This window comes from Candidatus Methanoprimaticola sp. MG2 (assembly GCF_047501175.1).
Classification (GTDB): Archaea; Thermoplasmatota; Thermoplasmata; order Methanomassiliicoccales; family Methanomethylophilaceae; genus Methanoprimaticola.
Map to the genome: position 1 here is coordinate 59,206 of NZ_JBEQWH010000004.1, position 14,902 is coordinate 74,107.

Below are 14,902 nucleotides of genomic sequence, written 5' to 3' on the forward strand. Positions count from 1 at the left end.
TTCAGATGCCTCCAAGGATCACTGCGATCACGACGAAGAACACGGACAGGATCGCAACACCCAGCAGGACCACGGACGTGTAGTCGTGGACGTTACCGGTCTGCATCTTGCTGATGGAGTCTCCACTGCCAACTACGGCCGCGGAAAGTCCGTTGACGGTGCCGTCGATGATCTGTCTGTCAACATAGTTGACCCCCTTCGCGACTCCGTATCCGAGCTTCCAGGAGATCTTGTTGTACAGGTCGGGGAACCACCATCTCTTGGTGAGAGCCTTGTAGAGCCAGGACTCTCCGTTCTTGTTGAACTTGCCGGGGCAGATCGACTTCTTGACGTACATGAGGTACGCGATGCCGATACCCACGAGGGCGAGGACGATGGTCAGATAGGTGTAGGGGTTGGTGAACAGCTCTCCGAAGTATGCGAAGCCCTCCTTGTGACCGCCGCCCACGACGAACGTGTTGGGGTCGAACGAGATCATTCCGTCGAGTCCGAACATGAGGAAGAATCCGCTCACGACGGCGAACACGGACAGGATGACGAGGGGCATGGTCATGGTCTTCGGGGACTCGCCGTGGCAGTGCTGGGTGGCGTGACCCTCCTCGCCCATGAACGTCATGAACCACATGCGGAACATGTAGAACGCGGTCATGAACGCGGTGATGACTGCGAGGAGCCAGAGGACAGTGAACCAGACGGTTCCGTCGTGTCCGGCCTCCAGGGCGATCTCGAGCACGAGATCCTTGGACCAGAATCCGCTGAACAGCGGGAATCCTGCGATGGACAGGGATCCGAGAAGCATTGTGATCGAGGTGATCTTCATGTGCTTTCCGAGTCCGCCCATCTCGCGCATATCTTCGGTTCCGACCGCATGGATGACGGATCCGGAACACATGAACAGCAGGGCCTTGAAGAACGCGTGGTTCATCATGTGGAAGCATCCGGCGGTGAATCCGGCGGCTCCCGCAAGGGCGAGCGTGGTGCTTCCGGTCTCGAGACCGAGCGCGACGAGGTATCCTCCGGCTCCGAGAGCGAGGATCATGTATCCGAGCTGGGAGATGGTGGAGTACGCCAGGACCTTCTTGATGTTCATGTTGTTGAGAGCCATCGTGGCCGCGAGGAACGCGGTTACACCACCGATGATTCCGACGAAGAGCATGACCTCGGCGTTCTGGACGAACAGGGGCCAGGCCCTCGCAGTGAGGTAGACTCCAGCCTTGACCATGGTCGCGGCGTGGATAAGCGAGGACACGGTGGTGGGACCGGCCATCGCATCGGGAAGCCAGTCGTGCAGGGGGAACTGAGCGGACTTACCGATCACTCCTCCGAAGACGAGCAGCATTCCGAGCATGAGCATGTTGGAATCGACCGCGGCGATGGCCTCGGGATCGAGCAGCGTGCCGTAGTCGAGGGTCTGGAACTCCCCGAGGAGGACGAACAGACCTGCCATGAGACAGACGTCTCCCATCCTCGTGACGAGGAAGGCCTTCTTGGCGGCGGATGCGGCGTTGGCAGAGGCCTCGTCGCCGTTGTCGTGCCTGAAGGACCAGAATCCGATGAGCAGGTAGGAACAAAGTCCCATGACCTCCCAGAAGATGAACATCTCGAGGAAGTTGCTGGAGACGATGAGTCCGAGCATTCCGGTGAGGAACAGGGAGACCTCGGCGTAGTACCTGGTCTTCCTGGGTCCCTGATCTCCCATGTACCCGATGGAGTAGATGAAGATCAGCGTGGATATGAACGACGAGAACAGCATCATCATGCAGGTGAGGCCGTCCACGTAGTATCCGAGGTGCATCTCGATGGATCCGATGTGGAACCAGGCGATCTCCTCGGAGACAGCTGCGGGATACACATCGCCGGTCAGATACTCGTAGGAGATCAGGACCGCGATGATGAACGAGAGCAGCGCTCCCGCTACAGCGATGTAGCCGCCCTTCTCGGGGGTCTTCCTTCCAACGAGACCGATGATAAGGAAGCACAGCATCGGGATGAGGGGCACGAGCCAAGTGTACTCTATGAACATGCTTACCACCTCATGGATGTGAGACCGGCATCATCGAGCTCGGTCGTCTTCCTCATCTTGTATGCGTTGAGCAGGATAGCGATACCGACCGCGACCTCGGCCGCGGCGATAGTGATCGTCACGATGACGAATGCCTGCCCCATTATGTCGGGGTGGAACGCTCCGAACGCGACGAAGTTGATGTTGGCCGCATTGAGCATGAGCTCGATGCACATCAGGACGATGATCGCATTGCTCTTGGTAACGACCCCGTACGCTCCGATGGCGAACAGGATGGCCGCCAGGATCAGGAAGTATTCAATCGGTATCATCGATCTCAGCCTCCTCTCTCGAAATGACGACTCCTCCGACCATTGCACCGAACATGAGCAGTGCCAAGGGGATCATGATCAGGCCGTACTTCTCGAAGATGGTGTAGGCCAGGCTGTTCTCCTTGAGGTCCCCGTTCTCGTCCCAGATGCTGTCTTCGTCATCGGTGGGGAACGTGGGCTGCTCCTGAGGGGTGTCGGTTCCCATGTAGTTGTCCCAGTTCGTGGAAACGATGCCTGCGACAAGAACGGCGAGCAGAGCGATACCGACCGTCAGTCCGACGATCTTCTTCTTACCGGGGCTGCTCATTCGTCTCCCTCCTTTTTCATAATATACCTTCTAGTCAGCATGATGCTGAACGCGAACAGGATGGTGATGGCTCCGACGTAAACGAGGATCTGGATGACGCCTACAAACTCCGCTTCGAGGAAGAAGTAGACGAATCCGACGCACAGGAATACCAGGGCCAGATAGAAGGCGCTGTGAACGACCTCTTTGTCCGAGACGACGAAGAGCGCCGCCAAGACCATGATGGCTGCCAGGATCAGGAATGCGACCAGGTCCAGGTTGCCCAAGAGGTAGTTGGTGAAGTCGCCCACGCCTCCGCAGAACGCGTTCCAAATGTCTCCAATGAATCCCATCAGAGCACCTCCTTCATTTCAAGCGCATCCTTGGGACAGTCGTCCACGCAGTTGTTGCAGCAGATGCACTTGGATTCATCGATGACCGGACGAAGGATAGGCTTGCCGGTCTTCTCGTTGGTTCCCTTCTCGACCATCTCGACCGCGTTGACAGGGCAGACCTTCGCACATTTCTTGCATCCGATGCACTTGGCATCGAGCAGTACGGGCCTGTCCAGACTGGCCAGCGAGACGCGCCTCTCGGAGTTTCCGTTGTCGATGTCGGACTGAAGGGTGACCTCCAGCTTGACCTTCATGCCCTCGGTGGTCTTGTCGTAGGCAAGCCTGCGGGGGCCGTAGATCAGATCGAATCTGGTGTACTCGGCGAGCTCGTACTCGGGCGTGACGGTCATGGCGTCGACGGGACAGTATTCGGCGCAGTATCCGCACATGGCGCATCTGCCCATGTTGACCTGCGGCCTCTTCACGGTCTGGCCGTTGTCATCCTCCACGTCGACGAGCTTTATGCACGCGGTGGGGCACATGCGGACGCACATGCCGCAACCTACGCACTCGTCGAAGATGAGTCCGGGACGTCCGCGATAGTTGTCAGGGATCCATTCCTTCTCATAGGGATAGAGGATGGTCATGGGCCTGTGGACGACGGTCTTGCAGAACAGTTTGAAGACGGTCCACATGGGCTTTCCGACCCACAGTCCCCTTGCAGGATTCCTGGGGTATTTCTCGAGATATTTCATCGTCATCAGAAGAACCCTCCGGTCTTAAGCAGAAGCACAACTGCCAGGTTCAGGACGGACAGGGGCATGAAGACCTTCCATCCGATATTGACGATCTGGTCGGGCCTGACACGTCCGAGAGCCGCCCTGATGAGAATCATCAGGAAGAACACGAACCAGGCCTTGAGCAGGAACACGATCTCAGGCACAGGGCCGTCTCCGATGAACGGAAGAGCCCATCCGCCGAGGTACATGATGGCGACCATTGCACAGGCGACGTATCCCCTGAAGTAATCGGCCAGCATGATGAGACCCCATTTCATTCCAGCGTACTCGGTCTGCCATCCCTCGACCAGCTCGGCCTCTGCCTCCGCGATATCGAAGGGCACACGCTCGGACTCCGCGGTTGCGCAGAACAGGAACGTGATGAATCCGATGGCCTGGGGAATGATGTACCAGACGCCCTCGAACTGGGCGTTGACGATGTCGCCGATGTTGAAGCTGCCGGCCATGAGCGCGGTGGTGGCGATCATGATGAGCATAGGGACCTCGTATGAGATCATGAGCTCGGCGGCACGCATTCCTCCGATCATGGCGTACTTGTTGTTCTGGGACCATCCGGACACAAGGATGAAGAACGGCGCCAGAGCGAAGAATGCCATGATGATCAGGAGTCCGGAGTCGTAGTTGACGACGAACCATCTTCCCGACAGGGGGATCATGCAGGCGAGGAGAACGGAGACACCGATCACAAGGGACACGGTCCACATGTAGGTCATGTTGTCGACCTTCTTGGGGATGGTGTTCTCCTTCATGAAGGTCTTCAGACCGTCGGCGACGCACTGAAGGAATCCCTTCATTCCGATCATGGTTCCCCTTCTGTCCATCATCCTACCGAGGACCTTACGCTCCATCCACAACGATATGAGCGTACAGACGAAGACCACGATGAAGATGATCAGCATGAACACGATGAGCGAGAACAGCACGCAGACGGGCTCGCTCATCAGCCATGTGGAGACGCAGTTGCCGGGGAAGATCAGGTTGATGAGCCAGGCTATGGTCCCGCCGATGATCTCCCACAGCTTGTAGGAGATGTCGAACGGCAGGTTGTAGATCCCCTCGAACGGATAGTACGAGTTGGCCATCGGGTCGGCGAAGAAGTCGACCCAGTTCAGTAGTCCATTGTACTCAACTACCATCGGGATCACCTGTCTGTCTCACCAAGGCACATGTCGATCTGTGCCAGAACGGCAGGGACATCTGCGATCCTGGCGCCAACGCACTGCAGCTTGGCGGATGATACGTTCGTAAAGATCGGACTGCGCACCTTGAGCCTGTAGGGCTTGTCGGACCCGTCGGACACCAGATACATGAGGGACTCCCCACGGGGGTCCTCCATCCTGGTGAAGTGGGTGCCTGCGGGAACCCTGGAGGGTACCTTGAGCCTGTACGGGGCGTTCTTGCCCAGTGCCTGGATCTTCTGCACCGCCTGCCTGATGATGTTGCAGGACTGGAACATCTCCTCGGTACGGATCATGTACCTCGCGTAGGAGTCTCCCTCGGTGAGGACGGGCACCTCGAAGTCGACCTGGTCGTAGGCGTCGTAGGGGTCGTCCCTGCGTATGTCGAAGTCGACGCCGCATCCCCTCATTGCGGGACCGGTGAGACCGACATTGGCCGCCTGCTCCCTGGTGATGTAGCTGACCCCTTTCATCCTGGAGACGATGATGGAGCTGTCATCCATGAGGGCGATGATCTCCCAGAGTGCCTTCTCGAACCTGTCGATGGTGCGGATGATGTCCCTGTCGAAGAGCTCGGTGGTGTCGTTGCGGACCCCTCCGATCCTCGGGTAGTTGGTGGTCATCCTGGCTCCGCACAGCTTGACGTTGAGGTCGAGGAAGAACTCCCTCTCCCTCATGCACCAGAGGAACACGGTCAGGTTACCGAGGTCGGTACCGACGGCCGCGAGCCACATGAGGTGGGACTGGATGCGGCAAACCTCGTCAGCCACGATCCTGATGTACTTCGCCTTCTCGGGAATGTCTATCCCAAGGGCCTTCTCCACCGTCATGCAGTAGAGGTGGGTGTACGTCATGGAGGCCGCGTAGCAGAGACGGTCGGCCATGGGGATGATCTTGGGGTAGGTCCTGTTCTCGGTCTCCTTCTCCCATCCCCTGTGGAGGTATCCCACGATGGGCTCCGCATCGACACAGATCTCTCCGTCGACCTTGACCTTGAGGGTCCAGAGTCCGTGAGAGAACGGGTGCTGCGGACCCATGATGATCCACATCTTGTCTGTATCCATCTTCTCGGCCTGTTTCTGGAGGTTCTCCTCCGCCGCGACGATGGGCGCTATTGAGTCTGCCATCACTCCTGCCCCCTAAGCTTGTACGATTTTCTGAACGGGAAGAACTCATAGGTCTGCGGGGTGAGCAGCCTCTCGAGCTTGGGGTGGTTGTCGAAGACGATTCCGAACAGCTCCCAGGTCTCCCTCTCGTGCCAGTTCGCTCCCTCCCAGATGGGTGTGACGGAATCCACATGGGGATCCTCGCTGGGGAGGTCGGCGGAGAGCTCGATCATGGCTCCGGTCCAGTAGTTGGTCAGATGATAGACGACGGTGAGGTGGTCCACGTAGTCGACACCGATGACGGTCGAGCAGTGCTCGAACGAGAGGTTGTCGTGGATGTACGTGCAGACCTCGAAGACCTTCTCGCTGGGGATCTTGGCGTAGACCCTGCGGGCCTCGCAACCGGTGATCTCCACTTCGGAGAATTTCTCGGTGAGGAGAGCTTTGATCTCGTCCTCGGAGGATTTCTGATAGACGGCGTTGGTATCCATCTTCAGTCCTCCATGAACACGCCTCTCTTGAAGTAGTTCTCAATCTTCTTCTGGAGGAGCATGAATCCGTCGATCATCGCGTCGGGACGGGCAGGGCATCCGGGGATGTAGATATCCACGGGGACGATCTGGTCGAGTCCCTGAACAGTGTTGTACGAGTCGTACCAGGGTCCGCCGGAAATGGCGCACTCTCCCATGGCGACGACCCATTTGGGATTGGGTATCTGCTCGTACAGACGCCTGAGGTCGGGACGGATCTTCTTGGAGATCCATCCGTTGACGAGCAGGATGTCGGTCTGCCTGGGCGAGGAACGGTAGATCATTCCGTAACGCTCGGCATCGTATCTGGGAGCGGACGAGGCCGCCATCTCCAGGGCGCAGCATGCGAGACCCCAGTGCAGCGGGTGCATGGAGTTCTTCATCGCCCAGGACCAGATAGGACCGGTCAGGTTGTCTATGGTCTTCTTGGTACCAGAGCTCAGGAGGTCATTGATCATTGCATCAGACCACGACATGAACTCATCGGCACTCATGGCCACAGCATGGGGGTAAAGGCTCATATCCATACGCTTTCCTCCTTTTTGAGGGAATAGCAGACCCCAAGAATCAGAATCGCGAAGAAGCCGATCATCATGAACTGTGCCGTAGCAGACAGTCCCGAAAACGCGACTGCCCAGATCATGAGGAACGTTGCGACCAGGTCGAATACCACAAAGATCAGTGCGAACGTGTAGTACTGGAACCTGAACTGAACGTGTGCCTCTCCGATAGGTTCTGAACCGCACTCATAGGTTGTTTCCATCCACTGAGTGGGTTTCTTGGGCCTCAGGAACCTCGATGCCCACCATGCCAGCGGGGCGAAGCCGAGCGCAATGACTGCGACAATCGCCAATGGCATGTAAAATGCTACTAGAGACATTGGACGCGCGCACGGTTTGGAAGTATAATAAGCTAAGGGGTGGCCCGCCCTTACCATATATATAATAGGCACAACGATACCACGCGACAAACCGAAACGGTATGCCAGGTGTCACACTTTTTGAATGAAACCGCCATATGCCCACGCATGGAAGAACACAGCATCGGATTCATCGGAGCGGGCAAGATGGCGGAGGCTCTGATCGCCGGGCTCATCGCCAAGGACGTCTTCTCGAAGGACGAGATCATCGCCTGCGCACCGAGCGAATCCACCAGAAAACACATGTCCGAGACCTACGGGATCAAGATGTGTCAGACTGCCGCGGAGGTGACTGCCGAAACATCAATGGTCGTTGTTGCGGTCAAACCCAAGCAGGTACCTGCGGTGTTCGTCGACGAGGGCACGGTCACGAAACGTGGGTCCATCGTCCTCAGCGTGGTCGCTGGACTCACCGTGGAGAAGATGAAATCATATGTGCCAGACAGCAAAGTTGTCAGGGTTATGCCCAACCATTGCGTCACCGTCCTGGAAGGGGCCATGGGATACACGACAGACGGTTCGCTCACACCCGCAGAGATGACAGAGGTCAGATCCATCCTGGAGGCCGTCGGACTGGCCGTCGAGGTCTCCGAGGATCAGATGGATGCCATAACCGGTCTGTCGGGAAGCTCCCCCGCGTTCCTGTACATGGTCATCGATGCCATGGCCGACGCGGGAGTCCTGAACGGTATCCCCCGCAAGGATGCGATCCGCCTTGCTGCGCAGTCCATGCTCGGCTCGGCGAAGATGGTGCTCGAGACCGGAAGGCACCCGGACCAGCTCAAGGATGAGGTCTGTTCCCCTGCGGGGACCACCATAGAGGGCGTGCGCACAGCGGAGGACATGGGTCTGCGTTCCGCCATGATCGCCGCGGTGGACGCGACCATCGCCAAATCTAGAAGCATGACGAAGTGAGCTCATTTCCTGATGAACGACCTGACCAGGCCGCAGACCACCCTGGGACCGTTGGACCATATGGATCCGGCGTCCCAGTCCAGGTCCTTCTTGTTGGCGATGGTAGAATTCATCATCCTCATGCCCTCGTCCTTCGTCTCCCAGAGCTTCGATTCGCGCTCCTCCGGGTCCTCGATGAGCATGATCTCGTCCACCCTGTGCATGAGGTCGCGGGCGAACTCCGTGCGCTCGACCCTCTGATCGAACGTCTCCTTGGATATCCTGCCGGCACCGTGCTCGCAGGATGCCAGCTCTATCGCCGCATCGTACGATATCTCGGCAACGTCGTCGCGCGTCATCCATTTGGTCTCGTAGGAGAGGACATGCTTCCAGGACGGGTTGTCCAAAAGCCTCCTGTGGTCCTCGAGGGTGCGGGCCCTGAGCGTGTAGCCCCATTCCTCGGGATTCTCGAATATCCTGCTGCCTGGGTCCACGAAGGGGGCGAAGGGCGCGTTATAGATGAAGAGACCATCGTCCCTCTTCACGGACGCCCAGAGCTTCTTAGCCGCTCTGGCACTGTTCATCGCGGACTCGCGGTCCTGGAACGGGAGACCGTTCATGTAGAACAGGTCGAACCGACTGCACCCGCATTCGAAGGCCGTCGGGATCGTACGTTCGATGGCCTCGTTCGTATATCCCTTCCCCAATGCGGAACGGACGCTCTCGTCGTGCGAGTCGGGGGAGAACTCTATCGACCAGCCGCCCTCGATGGAGCGGTCGATCTCGGTGAAGTAGTCCGGCCCCGCCCCATTGAACAGTTCCACGACCACATGGTTCTTTATGCGCCTCTCGCGACATTCCTTGAGGAACCTCTGGGCGTAGCCGTTGCCCGCCTGCCTCAGGTCCCCGACTATGAATATCGGGGTGTCCAGATAGGATTGGATGATGTCCACGTCCTCGGCGAGCTTCTCCGGACTGCGGAACGCGGGCCTCTTCCTGCAGACCACGGAACCGTTGGCATGATGCGACCCTCCGCATTCGGCGCAGTTGATCGAGCATCCGCGCACCGTGAACACGGAGGTCAGGGGAAGCTTGTCCCATCCGTACCACGGAAGGGCCCCCTTGATGTCCATGTTCCTGAGAACGTTCTTGATCATGCTGCCGTAATCGAATCTGATCGAATCGAGCGACTCCAGCGAGTATGTGAGACCGTTGTCGTGGACCTTCCCCTCCGAGTCCTTCCACACGAGGTTCGGGACCTGTGAGAGGTCTCCTCCCCTCTGAAGGGCCTCCATCATCCGGACGGTGGGCTCCTCAGTCGTGTCCCCGCGCATGACCAGGTCTATCTCGGGACGGCGTATCAGCTCGTCATAGAAGTAAGAGGATGTCAGCCCCCCGAACTCCACCTTCGCGTCGGGATGGTGTTTCTTGACTATCTTCGCCAGCTCTATCGCACCATGGGCATGGGGCATCCAATGCAGGTCTATGGCATAGACGTCCGAGTCCAGTTTCCTGATGAGCTCCTCCGCGTCGAACCTGTCGCTCTGGAGCATCCTGACCGCGACGTTCACGATGCGGGTGCGGAACCCGGCCGCGTTCAGATGGGACGAGATGGTCATGAACCCCACGGGGTACATCTCGAACACCGGGGACGAGGGTATGACATCGGATACCGGCCCGTAGAAGATCGGCTTCTTTCTGAAATCGTATACACTGGGTGCGTGCAGGAAGACGATGTCTGTTCTCATTGGTCTCACTTCCCGAAGCGCCTTATGCGCTGCTGGTACGTGCGTATCGCACGAAGGAAATCTATGTGCCTGAACCCTGGCCAGTACACGTCAGTGAAGTACAGCTCGGAGTAGGCCAGCTGCCACAGGAGGAAATTGGACACCCTCACCTCGCCGGAGGTCCTCAGCACCAGGTCCGGGTCGGGCATTCCTGTGGTGGATATGTATCTCGACACTGTGTCCTCGTCGATGAAGTTCACGTCCACCTTCCCGTCCAGCACATCCTGGGCTATCGCACGGACCGCGCAGGCTATGTCCTGACGGCCGCCGTACGCTATCGCCATGTTCAGGACATGGTCGGAGTAGTCCCCGGTCCTCTCGTACGCATACTCCATGGCCTTGACGACCCTGTCCGGAAGGACCGACCTCTCCCCGATCACCTTTATGGCCACCTTCCTCTCGTGGACATCGGGGTCGTCCGCGAACTCGTAGAGGGACTGCTCGAGGAGGTCCATGAGATAGTCCACCTCGTCGGTGTCGCGGTTGAAGTTCTCCATCGAGAACGCGTAGACCGTGAGGATCTTGATATCGAGGTCCAGGCACCAGTGGAGCACTTCCTCCAGCTTCTTGCGGCCCAGGCGATGGCCCTCGACGGGTGCCTCGCCGAGGACCTCCTCGGCATAGCGGCGGTTGCCATCCATTATGATGGCTATGTGTCCGGGCATGTCGCCGGACCTCACCTCCTTCTCCAGCTGGGACTCGTACGTGGAGTACGCACGGTCCGTGATCATGCCCTTTATGTCCATGGGATTCACTCGAAATCCTCGGGAATGCCCGCGGACCTTTCCCCGAGGTCGAAGCACCCTATGGCTGCGACGGCCCCGATGACACCCTTCATCCCGGTGACGCTGATTATCTCCACACCGGTCTCCTCCGCGACCTTGACGGCATCGTCGGTCGTGTAGAGCACGGATTTGCAGGACCATCCGTAGTCCCTGAGCTTCTGGGGGATCTCCAGTCCCTGGAACACGGTGAGCACCGCATCCTCGGAGTAGCTCTCCTTCCGGACGAAGTCCACGGCGTATTCGATGAGTGCCGGGATCTCCTCCTCGCGGACCGCGAACGAGACCGCAGTGGAGCAGCAGTTGGTGGTCTTGTTCGGGACCTTCGGGTTGAGCTGGATGATCTTATGGTCGAGGAACTTCCCGATAGGGCACGTGGTCCCCAGCTTCAGGGACACGACCCAGGACGCTCCCGCCTCCTTGGTGTCTGTGTCGTCTATGCCGATGATGACCCTGACCATCTTCGGCGTGATTATGTCCACATGGGTGCGGTGGGCGCCCCCCATCCTGAAATCGTCGGGATACTCGGTGCGGATGACATCGGGACACTGCGGTATGCATGCCCCGATCCCGACCGTGGCACCGGCGATGCCGTACCAGGTCGTGCGGACCTCGTCCCCCTCGACCTTCAATGCGCTGAGGCCCTGGCCCCCGACGTCCGCGGACACAGGACCGAAGCTGAGCTCCTTCTCCCCGATCCCGACGTCCATTATGATGCAGTCCGCCTCCTGACGGATGGTGTCGATGACACCCCCGGTGCGACGCCTGTTGACTATGTCCCACTCACCGGGACCTTTGGACACGCATTTCTCGACGATCACCGCCCTTCCGGCCTTCTCGTCGACCATCGTGTAGAACCCGCGACAGAACATGGGGCCGTAGCGCTCCCTGACCTGGTCGGGCCTGAGGACCTCCATCAGTCCGCCTCCTCTTCATCATCGGCACCGGTGTCCCAGTCCTCGGGGTCCGCGATGGTTATCGCGTCCGAGGGGACGTGCCTGCAAAGGAACACGGTCTTCGCCGCCTTACCTATGTCCGAACCCATCTCGACGCACATGCCGGTGTCGATGACGACCACCAGAGGGTCGTCCATCCTGACGGACCCGGCCCTGAGCGCGTCCCTGTACGTCAGGGACAGGTGCACCATGTTGCGGTCCGTCGGCGATATGCCGTCGCACAGTATGTCCTCGGCCTCCTCCGGGGAGACCGGATAGAACAGCTCGGGAGGGACGTCGCTGTTGTCGAGACGCAGGTCCAGCGGGATGGTGTGCCCGTACGTGGCGCGGACCTTCCCGTTGGAGAACTGGTAGCGCCCCTTGGGGTCCGTCTCGGCCAGCGCCTCGATGTGCCTCGGCCTCAGCCAGTTCATGTATGTGTGCCTCGCCCTGATCAGTGAGACGACCTCCTGGATCGGAACGAATCCCTGGTCGTCCATGTCGGGCTCGAACTTCCCGTGCCTGAGGATGGCGGCGAGCGTGCGTCCGATCCTCTCTATCTCCTTGTCGGACACTATGAACTTGCCCTCCTCCCCGCAGATCGGGCAGATGTCAGCACGGAAGTATCCGTGGTCCTCGCATTCCCTTATCATTGTGAATCCCCCGCAGACCTCTCGGCCGCGCGGACGGCGTTCGCCATCAGCATGCATATCGTCATCGGCCCCACGCCTCCCGGGACGGGGGTTATGGCCGATGCCTTCTCCTTGACCGCGTCGAAGTCCACATCCCCGACGAGCCTGCTGCCCTTGGGATGCGTCGGGTCGTCCACCCTGTTGGTGCCGACATCGATCACGACGGCCCCGTCCTTGACCATGTCCGCAGTGATGAAGCGCGGCCTCCCCATGGCCACCACGAGTATGTCCGCCTGCCTGGTGATCGAGGGCAGGTCCCTGGTCCTGGAGTGGACGACGGTGACTGTGGCGTCCGCACCCGGACCCTTCTGCATCATCAGCGCGGCCATGGGCTTACCGACGATGTTGCTCCTTCCCACGACGACGACGTGCTTCCCGCTGGTCTCGACACCGGAACGGACGATCATCTGCTGGACGCCCGCGGGGGTGGCGGGCATGAAGTCCGGGTCCCCGGTCAGGAGCCTCCCCACATTGGCGGGATGGAAGCAGTCCACGTCCTTCTCCGGGGCTATCGCGTTGATCACCGCGGTCTCATCCATCTGTGGAGGCAACGGAAGCTGGACCAGGAACCCGTTGATCCTCGGGTCCGCGTTCAGCTCTGCGATCTTGGACATCAGCTGATCCTGCGTGGAATCGCCGGACATACGGATGATCTCCGAGTGCATTCCGAGCTGCTCGCACATCTCGCCCTTCTTGCGGACGTAGACCTGCGATGCGGGGTCGTCCCCCACGAGAATGACCGCGAGACCAGGTGTGATGCCCCTGGCCTTCAGAGAGTCTATCCTCTGACGAAGCTCAGAGTAGATTTCCTCGGAAACGTCCTTGCCCAGTATCAGCTTGGCTGTCATGATGCCCCCTCTATTGCAACGACCAACGCGCACGCAATATTAAACGTACGTGCCACACACGATACCGCGGAGCGAAACATACCGAGCATCTTGAATAAATACTGGCACGTATCAGTCCCTATGCGCGCGACGCATGGACTACGACCCGTTGGCCGTGTGACGTGACATTGCAGCCATAGGAGACAGATGATGAGGAGCATCAGCCTGACGAAGACCGAAAAATCCTGGATCATGTACGACATAGGGAACTCGGCATTCATCCTGATGCTGTCCACCATCATACCCATCTACTTCAATTCCCTGGCAGGGGAGGACCTCTCGTCCGTGGACTATCTGGCATATTGGGGATATGCCGCATCCATCGCGACCGTCGCATGTGCGGTGCTGGGGCCGATCCTGGGGACCTACTCCGACAGGAAGGGCATGAAGATCAAGATGTTCGTCGGTGTCCTGGGAGTCGGCATCATCGGATGCGCCGCACTGGGATTCGTGAACGCGTGGGTGTCGTTCCTAGCCGTGCTGATCGTAACCAGGCTGGCCTATTCCCTGAGCCTCATCTTCTACGATTCGATGATCGTCGACGTGACCAAGGCGGAGAGGGCGGACAATATCTCATCGGCGGGATACGCCTGGGGATACATCGGCAGCTGCATCCCCTTCGTCGTGTGCCTGGTCCTGATACTGTGGTGCGACTCCTTCGGGCTGACGATGGGGGAAGCGACCACGATCTCCATGATCATCATCGCGGCATGGTGGCTGATGGCGAGCATACCTCTGATCAGGGTCTACAAGCAGTCGCACTACATCTCCAAGGAGGAGTCCGAGGGAGCCCTCCGCGTACTGGCCAAGACCATAGGCAACGCCAGGTCAGAGAGGAAGGCGTTCCTCTTCCTCATCGCGTTCTTCTTCTTCATCGATGGGGTGTACACCATCATCGAGATGGCAACCGCCTACGGAGAGGCCATAGGCCTGGATTCCACGATGCTGCTGATCGCCCTCCTCATCACCCAGATCGTGGCATTCCCGTGCACGATAGCGTTCGGGAGGTTCTCGTCCAGATTCGACGCCTCGCACCTCATATGCGCATGCATCATCGCATACATCGGGATCACGCTCTATGCGGTGTTCCTGGACAACATAACGGAGTTCTTCATCCTGGCGTGCCTGGTCGGGATGTTCCAGGGAGGGATACAGGCCCTGTCGAGGTCATACTTCGCGAAGATCATCCCGCCGGACAGGTCTGGGGAATTCTTCGGGCTCATGGACATATTCGGGAAGGGAGCGTCCTTCATGGGGACCATGATGGTCTCATTCGTGAGTCAGGCGACCGGGCACATGTCCCTGGGCATAATGTCGATCGTCGTGCTGTTCGTGGTCGGGCTCGTACTGTTCATCAAGGCGGCCTCCATCCCGTCCAACGAAGAAAGGGATCCTGTGACAGACGCGTCATGAGGGTCGCAACGGTCCTGAAGGTGA

General features: G+C 58.9%; 17 protein-coding genes. 2 read left to right on the top strand and 15 right to left on the bottom strand.

Translation table 11 applies throughout. The features are described 5' to 3' along the window. Position 1: 1 nt before the first annotated feature. Genes V5D86_RS03960 through V5D86_RS04005 form a run of 10 tightly spaced genes read right to left on the bottom strand, consistent with a single transcriptional unit; the run spans position 2 to position 7,449 of the window. Positions 2–2,023, bottom strand: coding sequence for an NADH-quinone oxidoreductase subunit L (locus tag V5D86_RS03960; RefSeq protein ID WP_414595404.1), 2,022 nt, complete (start codon positions 2,021–2,023; stop codon positions 2–4). Between the two features lie 2 nt (positions 2,024–2,025). After that, positions 2,026–2,334: an NADH-quinone oxidoreductase subunit NuoK gene (nuoK, locus tag V5D86_RS03965; RefSeq protein ID WP_414595405.1), complete on the bottom strand. Its 309-nt coding sequence runs from the start codon at positions 2,332–2,334 to the stop codon at positions 2,026–2,028. Beyond that, positions 2,321–2,641 carry a hypothetical protein gene (locus V5D86_RS03970; RefSeq protein WP_414595406.1) on the bottom strand — a complete coding sequence of 107 codons (321 nt, stop codon included), beginning with the start codon at positions 2,639–2,641 and terminating at the stop codon, positions 2,321–2,323. Before V5D86_RS03970 ends, nuoK begins: the two co-directional genes overlap by 14 nt. Further along, positions 2,638–2,973 (bottom strand): NADH-quinone oxidoreductase subunit J, encoded by a 336-nt coding sequence (locus V5D86_RS03975; RefSeq protein ID WP_414595407.1) that lies wholly within the window; start codon positions 2,971–2,973, stop codon positions 2,638–2,640. The genes V5D86_RS03970 and V5D86_RS03975 overlap by 4 nt, the downstream gene beginning before the upstream one ends. Next, positions 2,973–3,716, bottom strand: a complete 744-nt coding sequence (locus V5D86_RS03980) for a 4Fe-4S binding protein (RefSeq protein ID WP_414595408.1) — start codon at positions 3,714–3,716, stop codon at positions 2,973–2,975. The genes V5D86_RS03975 and V5D86_RS03980 overlap by 1 nt, the downstream gene beginning before the upstream one ends. Continuing rightward, entirely contained in the window at positions 3,716–4,891 is a 1,176-nt protein-coding gene (locus V5D86_RS03985) for a complex I subunit 1/NuoH family protein (RefSeq protein ID WP_414595409.1), read from the bottom strand. Before V5D86_RS03985 ends, V5D86_RS03980 begins: the two co-directional genes overlap by 1 nt. Positions 4,892–4,896: 5 nt before the next feature. Then, positions 4,897–6,060 (bottom strand): NADH-quinone oxidoreductase subunit D, encoded by a 1,164-nt coding sequence (locus V5D86_RS03990; RefSeq protein WP_414595410.1) that lies wholly within the window; start codon positions 6,058–6,060, stop codon positions 4,897–4,899. Further along, a complete protein-coding gene (locus V5D86_RS03995; protein WP_414595411.1) occupies positions 6,060–6,530 on the bottom strand; it encodes an NADH-quinone oxidoreductase subunit C in 471 nt (156 codons plus the stop codon). Before V5D86_RS03995 ends, V5D86_RS03990 begins: the two co-directional genes overlap by 1 nt. Before the next feature lie 2 nt (positions 6,531–6,532). Beyond that, positions 6,533–7,096 carry an NADH-quinone oxidoreductase subunit B gene (locus V5D86_RS04000; RefSeq protein WP_414595412.1) on the bottom strand — a complete coding sequence of 188 codons (564 nt, stop codon included), beginning with the start codon at positions 7,094–7,096 and terminating at the stop codon, positions 6,533–6,535. Then, positions 7,087–7,449 carry an NADH-quinone oxidoreductase subunit A gene (locus tag V5D86_RS04005; protein ID WP_414595413.1) on the bottom strand — a complete coding sequence of 121 codons (363 nt, stop codon included), beginning with the start codon at positions 7,447–7,449 and terminating at the stop codon, positions 7,087–7,089. The genes V5D86_RS04000 and V5D86_RS04005 overlap by 10 nt, the downstream gene beginning before the upstream one ends. A 147-nt stretch (positions 7,450–7,596) precedes the next feature. Between V5D86_RS04005 and proC the strand changes: the two genes are divergently transcribed. Beyond that, on the top strand, positions 7,597–8,403 hold the full coding sequence (gene proC, locus V5D86_RS04010) for a pyrroline-5-carboxylate reductase (RefSeq protein WP_414595414.1): 807 nt from the start codon (positions 7,597–7,599) through the stop codon (positions 8,401–8,403). Positions 8,404–8,405: 2 nt separating this feature from the next. Here proC and V5D86_RS04015 read toward each other — a convergent pair whose 3' ends face one another. From V5D86_RS04015 to folD, 5 genes are read right to left on the bottom strand one after another with little or no spacing between them, the layout of a single operon-like run. Then, the gene (locus tag V5D86_RS04015) at positions 8,406–10,130 is read right to left on the bottom strand and encodes a TIGR04190 family B12-binding domain/radical SAM domain protein (RefSeq protein ID WP_414595415.1); all 1,725 of its coding nucleotides are present in this window, start codon (positions 10,128–10,130) and stop codon (positions 8,406–8,408) included. A 5-nt stretch (positions 10,131–10,135) separates the two neighbouring features. Next, complete coding sequence (gene uppS / locus V5D86_RS04020; protein WP_414595416.1) at positions 10,136–10,915, bottom strand: polyprenyl diphosphate synthase; 780 nt, start codon at positions 10,913–10,915, stop codon at positions 10,136–10,138. Between the two features lie 5 nt (positions 10,916–10,920). Next, on the bottom strand, positions 10,921–11,868 hold the full coding sequence (locus V5D86_RS04025; RefSeq protein ID WP_414595417.1) for a hypothetical protein: 948 nt from the start codon (positions 11,866–11,868) through the stop codon (positions 10,921–10,923). After that, positions 11,868–12,539: an RNA 2'-phosphotransferase gene (locus V5D86_RS04030; protein WP_414595418.1), complete on the bottom strand. Its 672-nt coding sequence runs from the start codon at positions 12,537–12,539 to the stop codon at positions 11,868–11,870. The genes V5D86_RS04025 and V5D86_RS04030 overlap by 1 nt, the downstream gene beginning before the upstream one ends. Further along, positions 12,536–13,426, bottom strand: a complete 891-nt coding sequence (gene folD, locus V5D86_RS04035) for a bifunctional methylenetetrahydrofolate dehydrogenase/methenyltetrahydrofolate cyclohydrolase FolD (protein ID WP_414595419.1) — start codon at positions 13,424–13,426, stop codon at positions 12,536–12,538. The genes V5D86_RS04030 and folD overlap by 4 nt, the downstream gene beginning before the upstream one ends. A gap of 189 nt (positions 13,427–13,615) precedes the next feature. Here folD and V5D86_RS04040 point away from each other — a divergent pair, with 189 nt between their 5' ends. Continuing rightward, entirely contained in the window at positions 13,616–14,878 is a 1,263-nt protein-coding gene (locus tag V5D86_RS04040; RefSeq protein ID WP_414595420.1) for an MFS transporter, read from the top strand. The last annotated feature ends 24 nt before the right edge of the window (positions 14,879–14,902 follow it).

Coding starts and splice junctions, on each gene's coding strand:
- V5D86_RS03960 (WP_414595404.1), bottom strand. CDS start 2,023: ATGTTCATAGAGTACACTTGGCTCGTGCCCCTCATCCCGATGCTGTGC.
- nuoK (WP_414595405.1), bottom strand. CDS start 2,334: ATGATACCGATTGAATACTTCCTGATCCTGGCGGCCATCCTGTTCGCC.
- V5D86_RS03970 (WP_414595406.1), bottom strand. CDS start 2,641: ATGAGCAGCCCCGGTAAGAAGAAGATCGTCGGACTGACGGTCGGTATC.
- V5D86_RS03975 (WP_414595407.1), bottom strand. CDS start 2,973: ATGGGATTCATTGGAGACATTTGGAACGCGTTCTGCGGAGGCGTGGGC.
- V5D86_RS03980 (WP_414595408.1), bottom strand. CDS start 3,716: ATGACGATGAAATATCTCGAGAAATACCCCAGGAATCCTGCAAGGGGA.
- V5D86_RS03985 (WP_414595409.1), bottom strand. CDS start 4,891: ATGGTAGTTGAGTACAATGGACTACTGAACTGGGTCGACTTCTTCGCC.
- V5D86_RS03990 (WP_414595410.1), bottom strand. CDS start 6,060: ATGGCAGACTCAATAGCGCCCATCGTCGCGGCGGAGGAGAACCTCCAG.
- V5D86_RS03995 (WP_414595411.1), bottom strand. CDS start 6,530: ATGGATACCAACGCCGTCTATCAGAAATCCTCCGAGGACGAGATCAAA.
- V5D86_RS04000 (WP_414595412.1), bottom strand. CDS start 7,096: ATGGATATGAGCCTTTACCCCCATGCTGTGGCCATGAGTGCCGATGAG.
- V5D86_RS04005 (WP_414595413.1), bottom strand. CDS start 7,449: ATGTCTCTAGTAGCATTTTACATGCCATTGGCGATTGTCGCAGTCATT.
- proC (WP_414595414.1), top strand. CDS start 7,597: ATGGAAGAACACAGCATCGGATTCATCGGAGCGGGCAAGATGGCGGAG.
- V5D86_RS04015 (WP_414595415.1), bottom strand. CDS start 10,130: ATGAGAACAGACATCGTCTTCCTGCACGCACCCAGTGTATACGATTTC.
- uppS (WP_414595416.1), bottom strand. CDS start 10,915: ATGGACATAAAGGGCATGATCACGGACCGTGCGTACTCCACGTACGAG.
- V5D86_RS04025 (WP_414595417.1), bottom strand. CDS start 11,868: ATGGAGGTCCTCAGGCCCGACCAGGTCAGGGAGCGCTACGGCCCCATG.
- V5D86_RS04030 (WP_414595418.1), bottom strand. CDS start 12,539: ATGATAAGGGAATGCGAGGACCACGGATACTTCCGTGCTGACATCTGC.
- folD (WP_414595419.1), bottom strand. CDS start 13,426: ATGACAGCCAAGCTGATACTGGGCAAGGACGTTTCCGAGGAAATCTAC.
- V5D86_RS04040 (WP_414595420.1), top strand. CDS start 13,616: ATGAGGAGCATCAGCCTGACGAAGACCGAAAAATCCTGGATCATGTAC.